Origin of the sequence: Priestia aryabhattai, from assembly GCF_023715685.1 — a bacterium.
Taxonomy (GTDB): Bacteria; Bacillota; Bacilli; order Bacillales; family Bacillaceae_H; genus Priestia; species Priestia aryabhattai_B.
In genome coordinates, this window is sequence record NZ_JAMBOQ010000002.1 from 48,424 (window position 1) to 64,171 (window position 15,748).

General features: G+C 39.2%; 18 protein-coding genes. 13 read left to right on the forward strand and 5 right to left on the reverse strand.

Annotated elements, in window-relative coordinates; all coding sequences use genetic code 11:
* Positions 1 to 121: 121 nt before the first annotated feature.
* Together M3225_RS06830 and M3225_RS06835 are read left to right on the forward strand one after the other, a co-directional pair.
* Positions 122 to 1,087: a 2-hydroxyacid dehydrogenase gene (locus M3225_RS06830; RefSeq protein ID WP_251391977.1), complete on the forward strand. Its 966-nt coding sequence runs from the start codon at positions 122 to 124 to the stop codon at positions 1,085 to 1,087.
* 11 nt (positions 1,088 to 1,098) lie between these two features.
* Positions 1,099 to 1,329 carry a YczI family protein gene (locus M3225_RS06835; protein WP_251391979.1) on the forward strand — a complete coding sequence of 77 codons (231 nt, stop codon included), beginning with the start codon at positions 1,099 to 1,101 and terminating at the stop codon, positions 1,327 to 1,329.
* Positions 1,330 to 1,358: 29 nt separating this feature from the next.
* On the opposite strand, the gene M3225_RS06840 is transcribed toward M3225_RS06835, so the two are convergent.
* Positions 1,359 to 2,234 (reverse strand): Cof-type HAD-IIB family hydrolase, encoded by an 876-nt coding sequence (locus M3225_RS06840; protein ID WP_251391980.1) that lies wholly within the window; start codon positions 2,232 to 2,234, stop codon positions 1,359 to 1,361.
* Between the two features lie 162 nt (positions 2,235 to 2,396).
* Between M3225_RS06840 and M3225_RS06845 the strand changes: the two genes are divergently transcribed.
* Together M3225_RS06845 and M3225_RS06850 are read left to right on the forward strand one after the other, a co-directional pair.
* Complete coding sequence (locus M3225_RS06845) at positions 2,397 to 3,155, forward strand: DeoR/GlpR family DNA-binding transcription regulator (RefSeq protein ID WP_251391982.1); 759 nt, start codon at positions 2,397 to 2,399, stop codon at positions 3,153 to 3,155.
* Positions 3,156 to 3,207: 52 nt separating this feature from the next.
* The gene (locus M3225_RS06850) at positions 3,208 to 3,417 is read left to right on the forward strand and encodes a hypothetical protein (protein ID WP_251391984.1); all 210 of its coding nucleotides are present in this window, start codon (positions 3,208 to 3,210) and stop codon (positions 3,415 to 3,417) included.
* 13 nt (positions 3,418 to 3,430) lie between these two features.
* On the opposite strand, the gene M3225_RS06855 is transcribed toward M3225_RS06850, so the two are convergent.
* Together M3225_RS06855 and M3225_RS06860 are read right to left on the reverse strand one after the other, a co-directional pair.
* Positions 3,431 to 4,141, reverse strand: a complete 711-nt coding sequence (locus M3225_RS06855; RefSeq protein ID WP_251391985.1) for a YoaK family protein — start codon at positions 4,139 to 4,141, stop codon at positions 3,431 to 3,433.
* Between the two features lie 73 nt (positions 4,142 to 4,214).
* Positions 4,215 to 4,715, reverse strand: a complete 501-nt coding sequence (locus tag M3225_RS06860) for a GNAT family N-acetyltransferase (RefSeq protein ID WP_251391986.1) — start codon at positions 4,713 to 4,715, stop codon at positions 4,215 to 4,217.
* 117 nt (positions 4,716 to 4,832) lie between these two features.
* Between M3225_RS06860 and M3225_RS06865 the strand changes: the two genes are divergently transcribed.
* The 5 genes from M3225_RS06865 (at position 4,833) to M3225_RS06885 (ending at position 9,462) form a co-directional block, all read left to right on the forward strand.
* On the forward strand, positions 4,833 to 5,762 hold the full coding sequence (locus tag M3225_RS06865; RefSeq protein ID WP_251391987.1) for a hypothetical protein: 930 nt from the start codon (positions 4,833 to 4,835) through the stop codon (positions 5,760 to 5,762).
* A 104-nt stretch (positions 5,763 to 5,866) separates the two neighbouring features.
* On the forward strand, positions 5,867 to 6,496 hold the full coding sequence (locus M3225_RS06870) for a CPBP family intramembrane glutamic endopeptidase (protein ID WP_251391988.1): 630 nt from the start codon (positions 5,867 to 5,869) through the stop codon (positions 6,494 to 6,496).
* Positions 6,497 to 6,721: 225 nt separating this feature from the next.
* Positions 6,722 to 7,417 (forward strand): FadR/GntR family transcriptional regulator, encoded by a 696-nt coding sequence (locus M3225_RS06875; protein WP_013058211.1) that lies wholly within the window; start codon positions 6,722 to 6,724, stop codon positions 7,415 to 7,417.
* 262 nt (positions 7,418 to 7,679) lie between these two features.
* A complete protein-coding gene (locus M3225_RS06880; protein ID WP_251391989.1) occupies positions 7,680 to 9,248 on the forward strand; it encodes a sodium:solute symporter family protein in 1,569 nt (522 codons plus the stop codon).
* Positions 9,223 to 9,462: a hypothetical protein gene (locus M3225_RS06885; protein ID WP_116077576.1), complete on the forward strand. Its 240-nt coding sequence runs from the start codon at positions 9,223 to 9,225 to the stop codon at positions 9,460 to 9,462. The genes M3225_RS06880 and M3225_RS06885 overlap by 26 nt, the downstream gene beginning before the upstream one ends.
* Positions 9,463 to 9,522: 60 nt before the next feature.
* Here the strand turns inward: M3225_RS06885 and M3225_RS06890 are convergent, their stop codons facing one another.
* A complete protein-coding gene (locus M3225_RS06890) occupies positions 9,523 to 10,098 on the reverse strand; it encodes a cysteine dioxygenase family protein (protein ID WP_251391991.1) in 576 nt (191 codons plus the stop codon).
* Positions 10,095 to 11,276, reverse strand: a complete 1,182-nt coding sequence (locus M3225_RS06895; RefSeq protein WP_251391993.1) for an acyl-CoA dehydrogenase family protein — start codon at positions 11,274 to 11,276, stop codon at positions 10,095 to 10,097. Before M3225_RS06895 ends, M3225_RS06890 begins: the two co-directional genes overlap by 4 nt.
* 300 nt (positions 11,277 to 11,576) lie before the next feature.
* Between M3225_RS06895 and M3225_RS06900 the strand changes: the two genes are divergently transcribed.
* The 4 genes from M3225_RS06900 (at position 11,577) to M3225_RS06915 (ending at position 15,747) form a co-directional block, all read left to right on the forward strand.
* Entirely contained in the window at positions 11,577 to 12,452 is an 876-nt protein-coding gene (locus M3225_RS06900) for a LysR family transcriptional regulator (RefSeq protein WP_251391994.1), read from the forward strand.
* A gap of 162 nt (positions 12,453 to 12,614) precedes the next feature.
* On the forward strand, positions 12,615 to 13,796 hold the full coding sequence (locus tag M3225_RS06905) for a CaiB/BaiF CoA transferase family protein (RefSeq protein ID WP_251391995.1): 1,182 nt from the start codon (positions 12,615 to 12,617) through the stop codon (positions 13,794 to 13,796).
* A 56-nt stretch (positions 13,797 to 13,852) separates the two neighbouring features.
* Positions 13,853 to 14,938, forward strand: coding sequence for an LLM class flavin-dependent oxidoreductase (locus M3225_RS06910; RefSeq protein ID WP_251391996.1), 1,086 nt, complete (start codon positions 13,853 to 13,855; stop codon positions 14,936 to 14,938).
* 26 nt (positions 14,939 to 14,964) lie between these two features.
* Complete coding sequence (locus M3225_RS06915) at positions 14,965 to 15,747, forward strand: ABC transporter permease subunit (RefSeq protein ID WP_251391997.1); 783 nt, start codon at positions 14,965 to 14,967, stop codon at positions 15,745 to 15,747.
* Position 15,748: the final 1 nt, after the last annotated feature.

Here is a 15,748-nt window from a genome sequence, read left to right on the forward strand (position 1 = left end):
TTCTCCCTTACTATAAATAAGATTAGTGAATGGAAAAAGTTTCATCTTTGTAGTAGGCTTATGATAGGATAGCTAGTTACTATTCATACATATGAGTGAACAAGGAAAAGGAGAGATAAACATGGGGAAATACAAAGTCGTTATGTCTGGAAAAACGTGGCCAAATGCTTACGAAAAGCTAGCGGAGCACTGTGACATTCAAATGTGGGAAGGGGAAGGGAAAATTCCACAAGAAACGCTGCGCGATTGGCTTCATGATGCCGACGGCTTTTTTAATATCGGGCACATCACAGTGGATGAAGAGCTATTAGAAGCAGCGCCGAACCTGCGCGTTATTTCTCAATCAGGCGTGGGGTATGACAGTGTAGATGTCGAAGCATGTACGAAAAAAGGCGTGCCGTTTAGCAATACGCCAGGCGTGTTAGTAGAAGCAACGGCTGATTTAACGTTTGGTCTCTTGCTGTCGGCAGCCCGCCGCATTCATGAAGGCTATGAAAAAGTGAAACAAGGAAACTGGGAAACGGTATTCGGCGTCGATTTATTTGGAAAAACACTTGGTATTGTTGGAATGGGAGATATCGGAAGCGCCGTTGCGAGACGAGCAAAAGCATCGGGTATGAACATTGTTTATCACAACCGAAGCCGCAAGCATGAAGCAGAAAAAGAGCTTGATGCCGTATATCTTTCGTTTGAAGAACTGCTTCACACAGCTGACTGTATCGTATGCTTAGTGCCGCTTTCAAATGAAAGCAAAGGCATGTTCGGAGAAGCCGAATTTAAAGCAATGAAAAACAGCGCTTATTTTGTAAACGCAGCGCGCGGAGGATTAGTGGACACTGAAGCTCTGTATGAAGCGCTGAAAAATGAAGAAATTGCGTATGCCGCTCTAGATGTAACAGACCCAGAACCACTTCCAGCAGATCATAAGCTGCTGCAGCTTTCAAATGTGTTAGTGACACCGCATATTGGAAGTGCTACGTACGAAACGCGCAATCGAATGGCAGATTTAGCAGTCGAGAACTTGCTTTTAGGTCTTGAGAAAAAGCCTTTAGTGACGTGTGTGAATGAAGAAGTGAATTACAAGTAAGGAGAGATTTTTTGTTAAAAGCATTACAGGTTATTCTTTCTGTTGTTACCGTTGGACTAGCTCTTTATATCATGCTCACTCACAGCTACCAACTCCTTTCGTATTTAAATATACTGCTGGGGTGTACCATGCTAGTTTTAGGTGCAATTGAGTGGCAAAAGAGAAAGAAAAGCAGCGCATGGATTTTATTTTTAGTTGCGCTGTTCAGCTGGTTTGTCGGTATTTACCGCATGACGATTTAAAAACGCTTGGCATTTGCCAAGCGTTTTTTTTAATGAGCTTCTAGCTGTGTTTCTAACACTTTTTCAATAACGGAAGCTACTCCGTTTTCATCGTTCGTTAATGTGACATCATCAGCTAGCGCTTTAATCTCGGCGTGCGCATTTGCCATGGCAATACCTGTTCCAGCCGTTTGAAGCATCGACACGTCGTTAAAGCTGTCTCCAATGGCAATGCTATCATGAAGAGAGCCGCCGAGCTCTTTTACAACATATTTTAATGCGTTTCCTTTTGACGCATCTTTATGTTCAAGTTCAAAGTTATGATCAGCGGAAGATACAAGCGTCATGTCGTGCTGCTTGCTAAAATGATTCCAGCCTTTTTTTCGTTTTTCATCATCAAATGAAAAAGCTAATACGTTATAAAGCTCAGCGTTTGTATTTAAAATATCTTCATAGGATGCGACAAAGGCAAATCCCGTTTGGCTGTATTGTTTAGCTGCCGCGTGATGAAGCTTTTCTTCGTCCACGTTTTTATTGGCGCTTTTTACCCGGTCAATTTCAATGGCCAGCAGCTCTCGGCCCGAGTTTGGCGTATAAATCGCATGTTCGGCAAATACTTCATAATAAAATTCGTGCGCGTCCAGCCACTGAAGCGCTTCTTTTACGTGATGTACATCAATCGGGACAGAATGTCTTAGCTGTCCGTTCGGGTCATGAATAGTAGCTCCGTTTGCGGCAATCACCCAGACATCTGAAAGCTCAGCTTTTTTTAAAATTTCCTGTACGTCGAAGTAAGCGCGTCCTGTGGCAACCACGACTTCAACTCCGTGTTTTTGAGCTTTTTTAATGGCTTCTGCATTGATTGGGCTAATTTCACTATTGCTATTTAGAAGCGTTCCATCCAAGTCTGTAAAAATCATCTTCATATAAAATCTCCCCTTGGCTATTTATACTTGTTTTTGCATGTTTCATCTTGTTTATACTACAATAAACGAAAAAACAATGATAATCAAGCGTTTTTACGTTGTTTTTACAAAAGAAACAAGTATAATAAAGTAAAAAGCAGAAAGAAAACAGGTGAACAAGCAATGTTAAAACAAGAAAGACGCAAACAAATTATGAATTTGCTAGAAAAAGAAGGTCGAATTGTGGCCACTACGCTTAGCCAAACGCTGAATGTTTCAGAAGATACAATCCGCAGAGATCTGCGGGAAATGGATGCGCTTGGTCTGCTGCAGCGCGTACATGGAGGAGCGCTTCCGCGTTCAACGTCTGCGGTTGATTACAAAGAGCGAAAACACGAATTGATGGATGTTAAGCATTCACTTGCTGTTGCGGCACTTCCGTTAATTAAAGACGGACAAGTGCTGCTGATGGACGGAAGTACAACAAATATTCAGCTCGTCAAAGCTTTTCCAAAGAATTTAAACGTTACGGTCATTACAAACAGTCCGTTAATTACCGTTGCACTAGCAGAACATGCTTTTGTAGAAGTTGTTTCTCTTGGAGGAACGTTTCGAAAAGAATCAATGGTCACAGTAGGACAAAGCGTGGTTGATACGCTTAAGCAAATTCGAGCGGATCTTTGTTTTTTAGGTGTGTACGCAATTGATCCTAAAATCGGCATGAGCATTCCGCTGCTTGAAGAAATGCACATCAAAAGCCAAATGATAAAAAGTGCGAGTGAAGTAGCGGCTATTGTGACAGCTAAAAAGCTCAATACGTCTTCAACATACACGTTCAGTTCAGCCAACTCACTAGATTGGCTGATTACAGAAGAACATGTGAACGAAACCGTGTTAAATGCTTACCGCGAAATTGGCATCGAAGTTATCACAAACAAATAGTAGTTTTGGTAAGGAAGTATATGGTAATGTAGAGTAAAAAGGAGCTTAAGCCATGAGTGAACAAGTAGATGTTGCACATGAATTAGCGAAGCTTCAGCAAAGAGTCGAACACCTAGAGAAAAGAGTGGAAAAAGCAGAGTTCAAGCAAAGCGCTTTGCGGCCATTAGGGGAAGCCATACGATCGATTTTAATTGGACTATTCATTGTAGGACCTGTAGCAGCAGTCATTATTGGCGTTCTATCGGCACTATCAGGAAAATAAAAGACCCGTTTCTTTATCGAAACGGGTTTTTTATATTATTTTTTTCTGAAGCAGAGCGAAACTTGGTGCTGACAAAAATAATAATGGCTAACAGAATAACAATTGGCAGCCAAATAATTTCAAATTTATAAGCAGGCTCTGCAAGTGCGGCGATAACAGCTCCAAAGCAGTAAAATACAAGAGACAACGCGCGGAGAATCGCATCGGTTGTAAACGTTTTACGGTAGCGAGAGCTGCGCAAACGCGCCGTTACGTCTTCAAAGAAATTAGCAAGCGTCCCCGTTAATACGGTTGTTGAAATTCCGGCTACGCCAAGCTTTCGAGCAGCCGTTGTTTGAAGGCCCATTGCTGAGCTTAATAAGAAAATAAACAAGTAAGTTAAGTGTAAAGAAGGAGAAAACGAAGATAAAAGTGCAAAAACAAGTAAAATCAATCCTTCAATTCCAAGCGCGATTGTTACGGCTTTAGGCCAAAACGTTTTTTCTTTGTTTCCCACAAGGATCGCAGCGCCTACAACTCCTACAATAAAACCTCCTAAAGCTGTCAGGGAGTGAAAAACAGTGGTTTCAAGGGAGTTTCCGATTGCTAATCCAAGCAGGACGATATTTCCAGTCATATTTGCGGTAAAGATATGACCAAGGCTTAAGTATCCAATCACATCCACAATACCTGCTGTTACGCAAAGAACTAGCAAAATAATGTTTCGATAAGTAGAATTCCTCACGGTAAGTCATCCTTTCTTTTTATACCAACTAACTAGTTTACCGTGAAGGAAAAAATCTGTCCAGAGAGTTGTCTTACAAATTTTTAAGCGTGTCCCATCCAAAAGCTACTTCAGATAGAGATCTGCCATCAATGATAACGTCAGCTCGATCGATTCTTTTTCCGCCAAGAGCTTCATAAAAATGACAGGCGCTGTTTTGTTCAAAAGCCCATGTGAGCATCGTATGTATATTTTGGTTTACCAACTCTTGCGCCACTTCATGCATGAGCGCTTTTCCAATTCCTTTTCGCTGATGCTCTGCAAGTAAATACATTGCAGACAGCTCTCCGATATAGGAAGGGTACTTTTTGGTTCTCTCTTTACCATAAGAAGCAAAGCCGACAATCTGTCCATTTTCTTCTGCAACAAAAACAGAATTTGACTCCAACTGCTTTTTCCAGAGCGCTTTTCGCTTTTCAGCGTTCAACGAATCTAAAAAAGAATCCGGAACAAGTCCTTTATAAGTCGATTTCCAGCTGTTTACGTGTACATTAGCAATGCCTGCTTCATCACCAATTCTGCCTTGACGTATCATATGCTCACCTCGTTTTTTTTTCTATATTTTAACATAATTTTTACGCGGGCATCCCCGATTTTTCCTTTTTTGCTTATATATATAGTAGCCGTTTTACATAACAAAGGAGATGACGTGATGAGTAAATTATTATTAAAAGATCAGCCGTTAATCGTGCTGCCAGCGCTTGCGGTCAAAGTAGGAGTGAACGGAGCGCTGTTTCTTCAGCAGCTTCACTACTGGCTTGAAAAAAGCGTTAACGTGCAGGACGGATACACGTGGGTATACAATACAAATCAGCAGTGGCTGCAGCAGTTTCCGTTTTGGTCGCTTTCAACGATTCAACGCATCATTTCAAAGCTTGAAAAAGAAGGTCTGATTATAAAAGGAAAGTACAATCGCTCTAAATTTAACAACACGGTCTGGTACCGAATTGATTACAAGAAACTAGAAGAGCTTATGCCAAGCAGTGAGTTTGAAGAGCTCGAAGATGTCAATTTGACAGAAGGGAATAGTCAAATTGAAGCAGCGGAGACTGTCACAGTGACGGCTTCATTAACAGAGACTACAGCAGAAAATACAAATCAAATAAAAAGAGAAGAAGACGCGCATGACGCTTACGTACAAACGTTAGAAGCAGCTTTTATTGCTCGAAGAAACCGAGGAGTGTATCCTTCAGCGAGTGATTTGAAGCATATGTACGAAGTTGCAAAAAGCGAAATATCTATAGAAAATGCGCTATCTGGACTGCATGAAGCCTTTGATTACTACGTGCCTAAATACAGAGGTGATACCATTCGAGCATTTGCCTATATCAAACAGCATCTTTTTCATAAGCATTATTTAACATCACAGCGAGCGCTTGCGAATCAGCAGACTGAAAAGCCGCTTTCCTATGTTAATAATAAGCGTGTCATTCGCAAGGAATTGACGCCTGATTGGCTAAGAGAAAATGAAGAGACAGAGCTTCCAAACCATGTTTTTAAAGACGATGCTCATTTTGAAGAAGAAAAGAAAAAGCTTGCTGAAAGTCTTCGTGAGCTGGAGCGGGAATTAAAAAATAATTGAAAATACCACTGGACTTTTATAAGATGAAAGATAGTAAATCTTTTGAATGTGAAAGGTTTACTAGGTAAAAGAAAAGCCGCTTTTAAAGAAGGTGCGCCATAAACATGATAAAATTTTTGTTTTTGCTGTTCATGCCAACAATCTTTGTTTTTTTCGGTTTGTGGCTTATCCAAAATGTGTTGGTAACATTTGTTTGCTTTTACGGCTGGATGTTTATGATTTTATATGCAAATAATAAAATTAACGTAAAAGTAGCGCTTGCAAAAAAATCTCTGTATGTGGGAACTCTTAGCGGAGTTCTATGTGCCGCTGCTATAATTGGAAGTAGTATACTTTTTTCTGGTAAAATCTTTCATGAAGAAAGTATGCAAGGGGTTTTGCAAATATGGGGATTTAGCGGATGGAAAGTTACCATTTTAGCCGTCATTTTGATTTTTATTAATCCTGTTTTAGAAGAAATGTATTGGCGGGTGTATATACAAAATAAAGTAAAAAAGCGTATATCCGTACTTGCTTCAAGTGTTGTTACATCAAGCTTTTATACATTTTATCACGTGTTCATTATTCTCCCTGTTTTTGTTTTTCCGTTTCATTGGATTTCAGTAACGGGCGTCTTTTCAGCAGGTCTGATGTGGGCATATACAAGAGAGCGATATAGCGTCGAAGCGAGTATCATTAGCCATGCGCTAGTGGATGCGTCGATTATGATTGTATATGGATTATATGTAAGATGATGGTAGTATATCAAAAAAACATGAATCGTTATTCATTTATAACTTGTTTTCATGGTATAATAACAATAATAGTAAAATTTTATCAACACATTTGAATTGAAATAATGTATACTTGTAATACAAAGATTGAAGCGTTTACATAAATCGGAATACACACAGTTATACTGGAGCCGATGAACACTAAAAAAAGAGAGAGAGATAATTACTTGGAGGAGGAATAGAAGTATGTTTGTACCTATTGAGCGTAAAAAAGTGTCTAGTCAAGTGCTTGATCAATTAAAAAAGATGATTAAAGAGAAAACGTTCCCGCCAGAATCTCGTTTGCCGTCGGAACATGAATTGTCAAAAATGTTTGGAGTTAGCCGTGCACCAATTCGTGAAGCGCTAAGCGTTCTTTCTGCTAGTGGATTGATTGAATCAAGACAAGGGGGAGGAAGCTACGTAAAGCGTGTAAACTTAGTTGGCATGCTTGATCCAATGACGTTTGAAATGGTTGAAGCAGATCAGGTTCTTGAATTAATTGAAATGCGTATTATCATTGAGTCGCAAGCTGCAAGCCTAGCTGCGCTTCGCCGTACAGATGAAGAACTCATTGAAATTAAAGAATCGTTAGAAGCGTTTAAAAAGACGGTTCACAACAGTGAAGAAATTGGACATGAAGCGGACTATCGTTTTCACCATGATATTGTAAAAGCCGCTCATAATTCATTCCTTCTTCATGCAGTAGAAGATTTAGGTCATTTGTATCGAAAAGCGCTTGCTTATTCGTTAAACAAAAGCCAAAAAGAAAATCGCAAACAAACGGATGCCGACCATGAGCGCATTTTTGAAGCGATTAAAAATGGAGAGCCAGAAGAAGCAGCAGAAGCGGTTCGTGATCACTTAGAGCACGTTCGCCAAAAAGTAATGGTATCTCAATAATAAAAAAAACGATAGCCCGTGCGGTTATCGTTTTTTTATATTATTGAGAGTAAGGAAACAAAACACGTTGAAAACGAAAATTTACGCTTAAGCCGGTGCGAATGTGCCGGTTTTTTTGTGTAAAAGGAGAAAATATCTAATTATACTCTCAAATAATCAGAAAATACAGTATTGTTAATAATTTTATGACGTGGTATTTTATTAACAAATGTTACTTTTATTTACATAATTATGTTAGTAAAACTAACATTGGAGGAAGGGGATGAATGAGATGCTGTCATCAAGCGTCGGGTATTTGATTTTACTGATTTTTGGAGGCGGATTTACGGCCGTTACAATCATGATGCAGCGCCGTCAAGGAAAGGAAATGACGGCTGAACAGTTTAGTACAGCCGGAAGAAATGTAGGGGTTGGGCTGGCGAGTGCGTCCATTATTGCCGCATGGACATGGGCGGCTACGCTAATGATGTCTTCTTCCACAGGCTATCAGTACGGAATTAGCGGACCGTATTGGTATGCAGCGGGAGCAAGCATTCAAATTTTGCTGTTTGCAATTGTAGCGATTAACCTAAAGAAAAAAGCACCGAACGCTCATACGTTTTTGGAATTTATTGCACAGCGCTTCGACGTGAAAAATCATCGTTTAATGCTTGGCTTTGCTCTTATGACAAATATTATTGTGACCGCCATGGTTATTTTAGGAGGAGCCATTGCTTTAAATTCTCTCACCGGAATGAATATTTTTGTTGCCGCTTTTTTAATTCCTCTTACGTTTACCATCTACACCATGATTGGCGGTTTAAAAGCCTCATTTGTGGCTGATTATTTTAACACCGTTTTTATTTTCGTTATTTTATTTATTTTTGCTGCTGCCGTCTATTATAAGTTCGGCGTAACTAGTGTGTACGAAGGGCTGAAAAATCTGCCTTCGTCACAGCATATGCTCACAATGGCATCGGTGCCGGGCCTTCTGTTTGGAATGATTAATATTATTGGGAACTTTGGTACAGTTTTTGTGGATCAAGCTTACTGGCAGCGTGCCATCGCAAGTAAAAACAGCGCTGCGTCAAAAGCGTATATTTACGGCGGAATTGCCTGGTTTTCAATTCCTTTTGCTGTTGCGACTTTCCTCGGCGTAAGTGCGGCTGGTCTTGGAATTGCTGTTGATTCACCGGATTCCATCGCGCCCGTTATGGCGTCACACGTGCTTGGAAATCTAGGTTCTATTTTGTTTTTAACGATGCTGTTTATGGCGGTAATGTCGACAGGAGCGGCTGAATTAACGGCGATTACGAATATTATCGTAACGGACATTTACTTGCGTTCCATCAATCCAAAAGCAAGCAGCAAAAAAATCTTAAGTACGTCTCGAAAAGTGACGCTTGGATTCGGGCTTGCGATGGGCGTGTTTTCAATTTTATTGTTTTACTTAGGAATTAGCCTTGGGTTTGTGTATATGGCCATGGGCATTTTCGTCAGCGGAGCCGTTATTCCCGTTACGCTTGGACTAATGTGGAGAAAAGCGACGAACACAGGTGCATTTTACGGCGCTTTATTAGGGATGATTGGTGGCGTTGTTGCATGGAATACATCTGCTTACTTGATTAACGGCCACATTAATGTAGAAGCCCTTGGCGGACTGTATCCAATGCTTATTGGAAATTCTACTGTTTTTATCATCAGCGGGATTATATCAATCGGACACGGCTTACTTGCTAAAAAAGAATTTGACTTTGATGAACTAAAAGACAAATTCAAAAGCTTTGATGAACATGGAGATGAACCATTAAGAGAGGAAGTGGCTTATGGATCCACAACAACAGTTAAATAAAGACGCAAAGCTATGTACGCGCTGGGCGCTGGGACTTACATTCTTATTTGTCCTCTTGTTTCCAGGCGTCATGTTTTTAACAGGCTATCAATATACGCTTTCATTTTTTAAAGGCTGGACGTATCTTGCGTTTGGCTGGCTGATTATCGCAGGGATTTGTATTATTGTGGGGCCTGTGGTGGAGTTTGTGAGGGAGAAGAAGGATTCAGAGTAGCACATCAAAGGCAGTCCATTTGATTCGGACTGCCTTTTACATTTGCTTTACGATCTAATATCACGTGTACAGTGGTACGTCATTTTCATGAGCTGTCACAATATTTTTAGGGGAAGCAAATTCATCATAAATATGCCTTTCCTGTGAGCCGATATCTGTTCCATAAAGATGAATAGTAATAGCTGGTTCAGCAAATGGATTACGTACACTATGTATATCTGCATTTGGTGGATACACATACGAAATATCCTGAGCTTTGGCTGTCACTACCTCCACTTTCTCTAAGGTGTAGTCGCCTTGAGAGCCTTTAACTCTTCTATATCTGGTTTCCTCAATTGCTCCCTCATATATCCCAACCAATCCCCATACTAAATGATCGTGTATAGGAGCGGTTTGTCCAGATCCCCATACGAAACCAACGATTGAAAAAGCTTCATCCTCTGGTTTGTACAACAAGAACTGGCTATATTTATTTTTCTTAGGCTGTTTATATGTAGCGGGCAATAAATCTTTTGTTTTTAAAAATAAGTCAAAGTGAGGTTTGAGTTGCTTCACAATTTCTTTTTCTAAGCTTGTTTGCTGTAAGATGTTACGAATAGCAATTTCTAATTCTGTAATGTGTGTTGAAACAGTCATTGATCTTCCTCCAAGTCAAAATATTTTTTGTGATTTTGCAGCGTCCAGGTGCCAAGGCGTTGAATTTCATAATCGATAGGTGCGTGCAGAGATAGGGTTCTAATATTTCTCCAGAAGCGATCGTAGCGGTACGTGTTAGACGTTGCTCTGCTACCCATGACGTCAAAGATTCTTGAGGTAATATCTAATCCTGCTGTAGTAATAAATGCTTTAGCTATGCCTATAGAATTTTGAATGCTGGTTTTTTCTTTTTCTGTAATGCTCCAACCTTTTTCCCAAGCCTCTTGAAATGCAGTAGTAGTTTGGGAAATTAACGATTCAGCTGCTTTATATTGAATATGGAATTGTCCAAGGTGTCTTTGAATGTAAGGGTCATCTATGGCAGATGAATGTTGGGCAAAACGAGCTCTCGTCTTCGTTGAAATGTATTGAAGGGCTTCGTTGATGGCGCTTTTTGTAATCCCTAACATAATGTGTGTGATAAGAAAATTAGCGATGGTCGATCGAATGCTTAAAAATTCATCATTCGGTGGAACAGCTGCTAGAATATCTTCTTTATAAACAGGCACATCTTTAAATGTAATGGACCCACTGTCTGTTTGCCTCTGTCCAAAATGATCCCAATCATCGTTAATTTCAATGCCTTGACGGTTAGTTGGGATGACTGCAATTAATGGAACCTCGGCCTCTTCAAAAATACTAGATACAATTAAATAATCAGAATTTGCACTTCCGGAACAAAAGGTCTTTTTGCCGTTTAACATAATGCTTGAATTCTTTTTTAAAGCAAAAAGATTTAAATCAATGGGGTTAAAGGCATTGCCCCAAAAGAGATTTTGTTGAAGTGTTTGTTGGTAATAGAAATCTGATTGTTCGGGTGTTCCATAAAAATAAGGAGTTGTCAGGTTAAGAAAATGATATCCGTATACATGCGCTAACGAGCTGTCTGCTTGGGCAAAAATCTGTACAACTTCACACACATCTTCCCAAGTTTTCCCTATCCCGCCCAGTCTTTCGGGAATTAAGAGATTCAGCAGCCCACTTTTTCGAATAAGGTCTCGCTCCCACCTCGGATTTCCACCTTTTTTATCGCGCTGAATGGCCGTTTTCTTAAATTCAGCTGCTAATAAATAAGCTTGTTCTTGTATTGATCTTTTCATAGGGGAATGAATTGGCATATGTTATTCCTCCTTAAACTTTAATGAGTAGAAATGTGTCATGTGAAACCAAAAACTTAGTTAATATGATAAAGGGAAAAGAACCTTTTGTATAATTGAAAAAAAAGAATTGATTATTCAATAAAAATGAATTGTTTTATTTCAATACCTAATTCAAATGTAATTTTTATAGACATCAAAGGGGTTGGACTTATAAAGTAAATAGCTAAAGAAGTGATAAAACTTACTTGCTAGATAACTAGTAACGAAGTAGTTGCTGTAGGTTTTTGAGCTAGCTATAAAGGAGGAGGTAGCAAGTAAATGGATTTACGAACGATTAAAACATTCCAAACTATTGCGCGCTTAGGAAGTTTTCAAAAAGCAGCAGAAGAGCTGAAGTACGTACAATCAACGGTTACGATGCAAATACAAAAACTCGAAGCAGATTTGGGCGTAAAGCTCATTGAACGAGGAAAAAAAATACATTTAACAGAAGCTGGGAGGCTCTTTCATGAGAAAGCAGATCTTTTATTAAGAGATTTGGAGTACGTACAAAATACCATGCAGCAATGGCTTCATGGAGAGGCTGGTAAAGTACGGGTAGGAGCTATTGAGCCCATGGCAATTTTTCGTTTGCCGAGCATTTTACTGCCGTTTAACGAAAAATATCCGAACGTTCAGCTAAGCATCCAAATTGATAATACACAGAACTTAACGAAGATGATTAAAGAAGGGGAGCTTGATTTGGCTATCTGCAATACGCCTAATTTGGATCATACGACACTATTTGAACCGCTTTTTATTGAAGAAGTATCCTTGTTAGTGCCTAAAAACCATCCGTTAGCTGCGAAAAATCAAGTAGAGCTTGCTGATTTCAAAGGAGAACGCCTTCTTTTGAGCGGGTTTGTGTGCAATTACCGAATCAGCTTGGAGAAATCGTTGGTGGAAGCTGGTGTTAGTCCTGACATTCGGCTTGAAGTAAACAGCATGTCCGCATTAAAAGAATATGTACAAGCTGGATTTGGAATTGCTGTAGTACCTGATGTAATGGTGAGGATTCCGCCGCCAGAGACGACACTAAAAAAGGTTTGTGATCTAAAAATTGGTGTTACAACAGGTATTTTAAGAAAAATCAATACTGTAACCAATGGGACAGCCATTGAGAATTTAATTCGGCTCATAAAGAATAACTTTTAATGCCATCATTTTTTGTCAATTCATTTTTTTTGAATCAACTATTCGTTTTTATCAATTATACAAATCTAAAAAAGTGAGATATACTTTGTGAAAACATAGTAAGTTGATTGATTAAGTTGAATTAAAAAGCTAGTGAAATTATGAAAAGAAAGGAAAAGTGAAATGAATTTATCTAGTAACCAACCACTATCTGGTATACGCGTTCTCGAATTCGGTCAAATTGCAGCCGGTCCATATACTGGAATGCTGTTAGCTGATTTAGGGGCCGATGTTGTCAAGGTCGAAAATCCAAATGGAGGAGACGGCATGAGGCTTTGGCCACCATTTGTAAGTAGTGAAGAAGAAGCGTACAGTGCTAACTTTTCATCTCTAAACCGGAATAAAAGAAGTATATGCATTGACTTTAAAGATAAAGAGCAATTAGCAACTTTAAGGGAGCTTTGTTTACAATCTGATGTAATTGTAGAGAATTTTCGTCCAGGAGTATTAAAGAAGTTTCGGCTAGATTACGAGAGTTTATCCAGCGTTCATCACAAATTAATTTATTGCTCAATTTCAGGTTATGGACAAGAAGGTCCTTATGCTCATAAAGGGGCTTTTGATGTAACAGTTCAAGCAATAAGCGGGTTAATGAGCGTCACAGGTAAAGAAGACGGAGAAGCAGTTAAATGCGGTGTGCCGATAGCCGATTTTGCTGTTGGATTGTACGCTGCCTACACAATTACAGCAGCTGTTTTAAATGTTCAAAAAGGAGGAGAAGGTACTCATATTGATTGCTCCATGTTAGGAAGTGTGCTAGGTATTTCAGCTTTGCAAACGAGTGAATACTTTGGCAACAAGCAGCCGCCGAAACGGTTAGGAACTGCGCACCCTCGCAATGCTCCTTATCAAGGATTCTACGGAAGTGACAAACCATTTGTCATTGCGGCTGGTAATAATAAACTTTGGAAAGAAGTATGCGAAGCAACTGGATTAGAAGAGTTGTTTACGGATCCTAGATTTGTGAATCAAACCGCACGTGCTAAAAATCAAAAAGAGCTGGCAGCCCTCTTGCAAAAGGTATTCAGCACAAAGCCAGCTGAAGTGTGGATTGCTGAATTTGATCAAAGAGGCGTTCCATCAGCTCCGGTAAATGATTTTTCTGAAGCATTAGCTAGCCCTATGGCACAGTCATTGAATATCGTTAGAGATTTGCCTTTACCAAACGGTTCATCTATACCGACAGTAGGATTTCCCGTGAAAGTTAAAGGCTATGAATTTCATGTGTATCGAAAGCCACCTTTACTAGGTGAACACACAAATGAGGTCCTACAAGAATGGAAGAAAGTATCCGTAAAGGCCTAAATTTGTTTTAAAACACACTATTTTTATAGAAAAAATAAGATATTGGAGGAATAAAAATGGTTGAAATCCTTACAATGTCTCCTACAGCAGGAGACGGAAAATATGTTGGAGTGCCCTGGGACATTGAGCCTTCTTTTGAATACAATCATCAAATTGCTCAAATGGCCGAGCAGACAGGTTTTTCAGCGCTACTTCTCCCGGTAGGAGCAGAATGCTTAGATGCATCAATTGTAGCTTCATCTTTGATACAATCGACTGAAAATTTAAAATTCTTATATGCAGCAAGACCAGGCTTTATCAGCCCAACAGTCTTTGCAAAGCAATTTGCTACACTCGATTATTTATCGAATGGAAGAGCTATTATTAATGTGGTTACAGGAGGTTCGCAGGCTGATTTAGAAAGAGATGGAGATAGTCTTCCTCATCATTTACGCTACAAAAGAACCGAAGAATTTGTTCATATTTTAAAACGTTTATTTACCGAAGACGTGGTAAATCATCAAGGAGACTATTACTCCATTAAAAATGCATCTCTTTTTCCAAAGCCGGTCCAACACCCAAGACCTGAGATTTTTATGGGCGGAGCATCTGAAGCTGGTAAACAAGTAGCTGCTAAATTAGCAGATGTCTACATGATGTGGGGAGAAACATTGGAAAATACAAAGCTTCGAATTGAAGAAATGAAACACTTGGCAGCCAAAGAAGGAAGAACGCTGAAGTACTCAGTTTCTCTTCAAGTTATTACAGCAGATACGGAAGAGAAGGCATGGGAGAAAGCCCACAATCTAATTAGCAAAGTAAGTGAAAGTAGCTTAGAAAGTAAAAAGAAATTTAGATTAAAAGATGAATCTGTCGGTCATAAAAGGTTAGAAGATTTAATGCAAGAATCAAAAGAAAAAGATTTTATTATCGGACCCAATCTTTGGGCAGGATTAACCCAAGTTTTAAGCGGTAACTCTATTGCATTAGTTGGAACGTCAGAGCAAATAGCCGATCGCGTGGTAGAGTATGTAGATTTGGGGTTTGAAAAAGTATTGCTAAGAGGATTTCCTCATTTAGAAGTAATTGAAGCTATTGGGAAAGAAATTATTCCAAAAGTGAAAGGTCGATTAAAAGAAAAGCAAGCAAGTGTTCGCTTGTAAGATAGTAAAGCAAAGGAGGTCTAATTGTGAATAACAAGCAAGCAAACATTTATAGCAAACGAATAGCTCCTTGGGTTTTACCAATTCTATTAGTTGCATTCTGGGAACTATTTTCGGTTACAGGCATTGTATCAAAAGAAACACTTCCTTCTCCATTAGATATTTTATATAGTGCAATTCATCTAGTTCAAACTGGAGAGCTGTTTAATCATATCAAAGTAAGCTTTAGCAGAGCGTTTATTGGTTTTGCTATTGGAGGAAGTATTGGTCTTATTTTGGGAATTGTAAACGGAGTATATCCCGTTGCGGAAAAACATTTGGATACAACTATCCAAATGTTTCGGAATATTCCACATTTGGCTCTTATTCCACTCGTGATTTTATGGTTAGGAATTGGAGAAGAAGCGAAGATTTTTTTAGTAGCGATTGGCGTATTTTTCCCTATCTATGTAAATACGTACCATGGAATCATTTCAGTTGATAAATCGTTAATTGAAATGGGGAAAGTATATGGTTTAAGCAAAAACAAACTTCTAGTACGAGTGATTTTTAAAGGAGCTCTTCCATCCGTTTTAGTTGGTATTCGCTATTCGTTAGGGATTATGTGGCTGACATTAATTGTAGCAGAAACTGTAGCAGCTGATTCTGGCATTGGTTATATGGCGATGAACGCCCGCGAATTCATGCAAATTGATATTGTTATTGTTGCTATTTTGCTATATGCCATTTTAGGAAAAGTAGCTGATTCTTTAGCAAAGCTATTAGAAGTAAAGCTATTGAAATGGAATCCAAACTATCAAAAATCGTAAA

Excerpts from the sequence above, each read along its gene's own strand:
- M3225_RS06865 (WP_251391987.1), top strand. The coding sequence starts at position 4,833 with ATGAGTAAATTATTATTAAAAGATCAGCCGTTAATCGTGCTGCCAGCG.
- M3225_RS06870 (WP_251391988.1), top strand. The coding sequence starts at position 5,867 with ATGATAAAATTTTTGTTTTTGCTGTTCATGCCAACAATCTTTGTTTTT.
- M3225_RS06900 (WP_251391994.1), top strand. The coding sequence starts at position 11,577 with ATGGATTTACGAACGATTAAAACATTCCAAACTATTGCGCGCTTAGGA.
- M3225_RS06880 (WP_251391989.1), top strand. The coding sequence starts at position 7,680 with ATGAATGAGATGCTGTCATCAAGCGTCGGGTATTTGATTTTACTGATT.
- M3225_RS06910 (WP_251391996.1), top strand. The coding sequence starts at position 13,853 with ATGGTTGAAATCCTTACAATGTCTCCTACAGCAGGAGACGGAAAATAT.
- M3225_RS06830 (WP_251391977.1), top strand. The coding sequence starts at position 122 with ATGGGGAAATACAAAGTCGTTATGTCTGGAAAAACGTGGCCAAATGCT.
- M3225_RS06845 (WP_251391982.1), top strand. The coding sequence starts at position 2,397 with ATGTTAAAACAAGAAAGACGCAAACAAATTATGAATTTGCTAGAAAAA.
- M3225_RS06895 (WP_251391993.1), bottom strand. The coding sequence starts at position 11,276 with ATGCCAATTCATTCCCCTATGAAAAGATCAATACAAGAACAAGCTTAT.
- M3225_RS06885 (WP_116077576.1), top strand. The coding sequence starts at position 9,223 with ATGGATCCACAACAACAGTTAAATAAAGACGCAAAGCTATGTACGCGC.
- M3225_RS06890 (WP_251391991.1), bottom strand. The coding sequence starts at position 10,098 with ATGACTGTTTCAACACACATTACAGAATTAGAAATTGCTATTCGTAAC.
- M3225_RS06875 (WP_013058211.1), top strand. The coding sequence starts at position 6,722 with ATGTTTGTACCTATTGAGCGTAAAAAAGTGTCTAGTCAAGTGCTTGAT.
- M3225_RS06840 (WP_251391980.1), bottom strand. The coding sequence starts at position 2,234 with ATGAAGATGATTTTTACAGACTTGGATGGAACGCTTCTAAATAGCAAT.
- M3225_RS06860 (WP_251391986.1), bottom strand. The coding sequence starts at position 4,715 with ATGATACGTCAAGGCAGAATTGGTGATGAAGCAGGCATTGCTAATGTA.
- M3225_RS06905 (WP_251391995.1), top strand. The coding sequence starts at position 12,615 with ATGAATTTATCTAGTAACCAACCACTATCTGGTATACGCGTTCTCGAA.
- M3225_RS06850 (WP_251391984.1), top strand. The coding sequence starts at position 3,208 with ATGAGTGAACAAGTAGATGTTGCACATGAATTAGCGAAGCTTCAGCAA.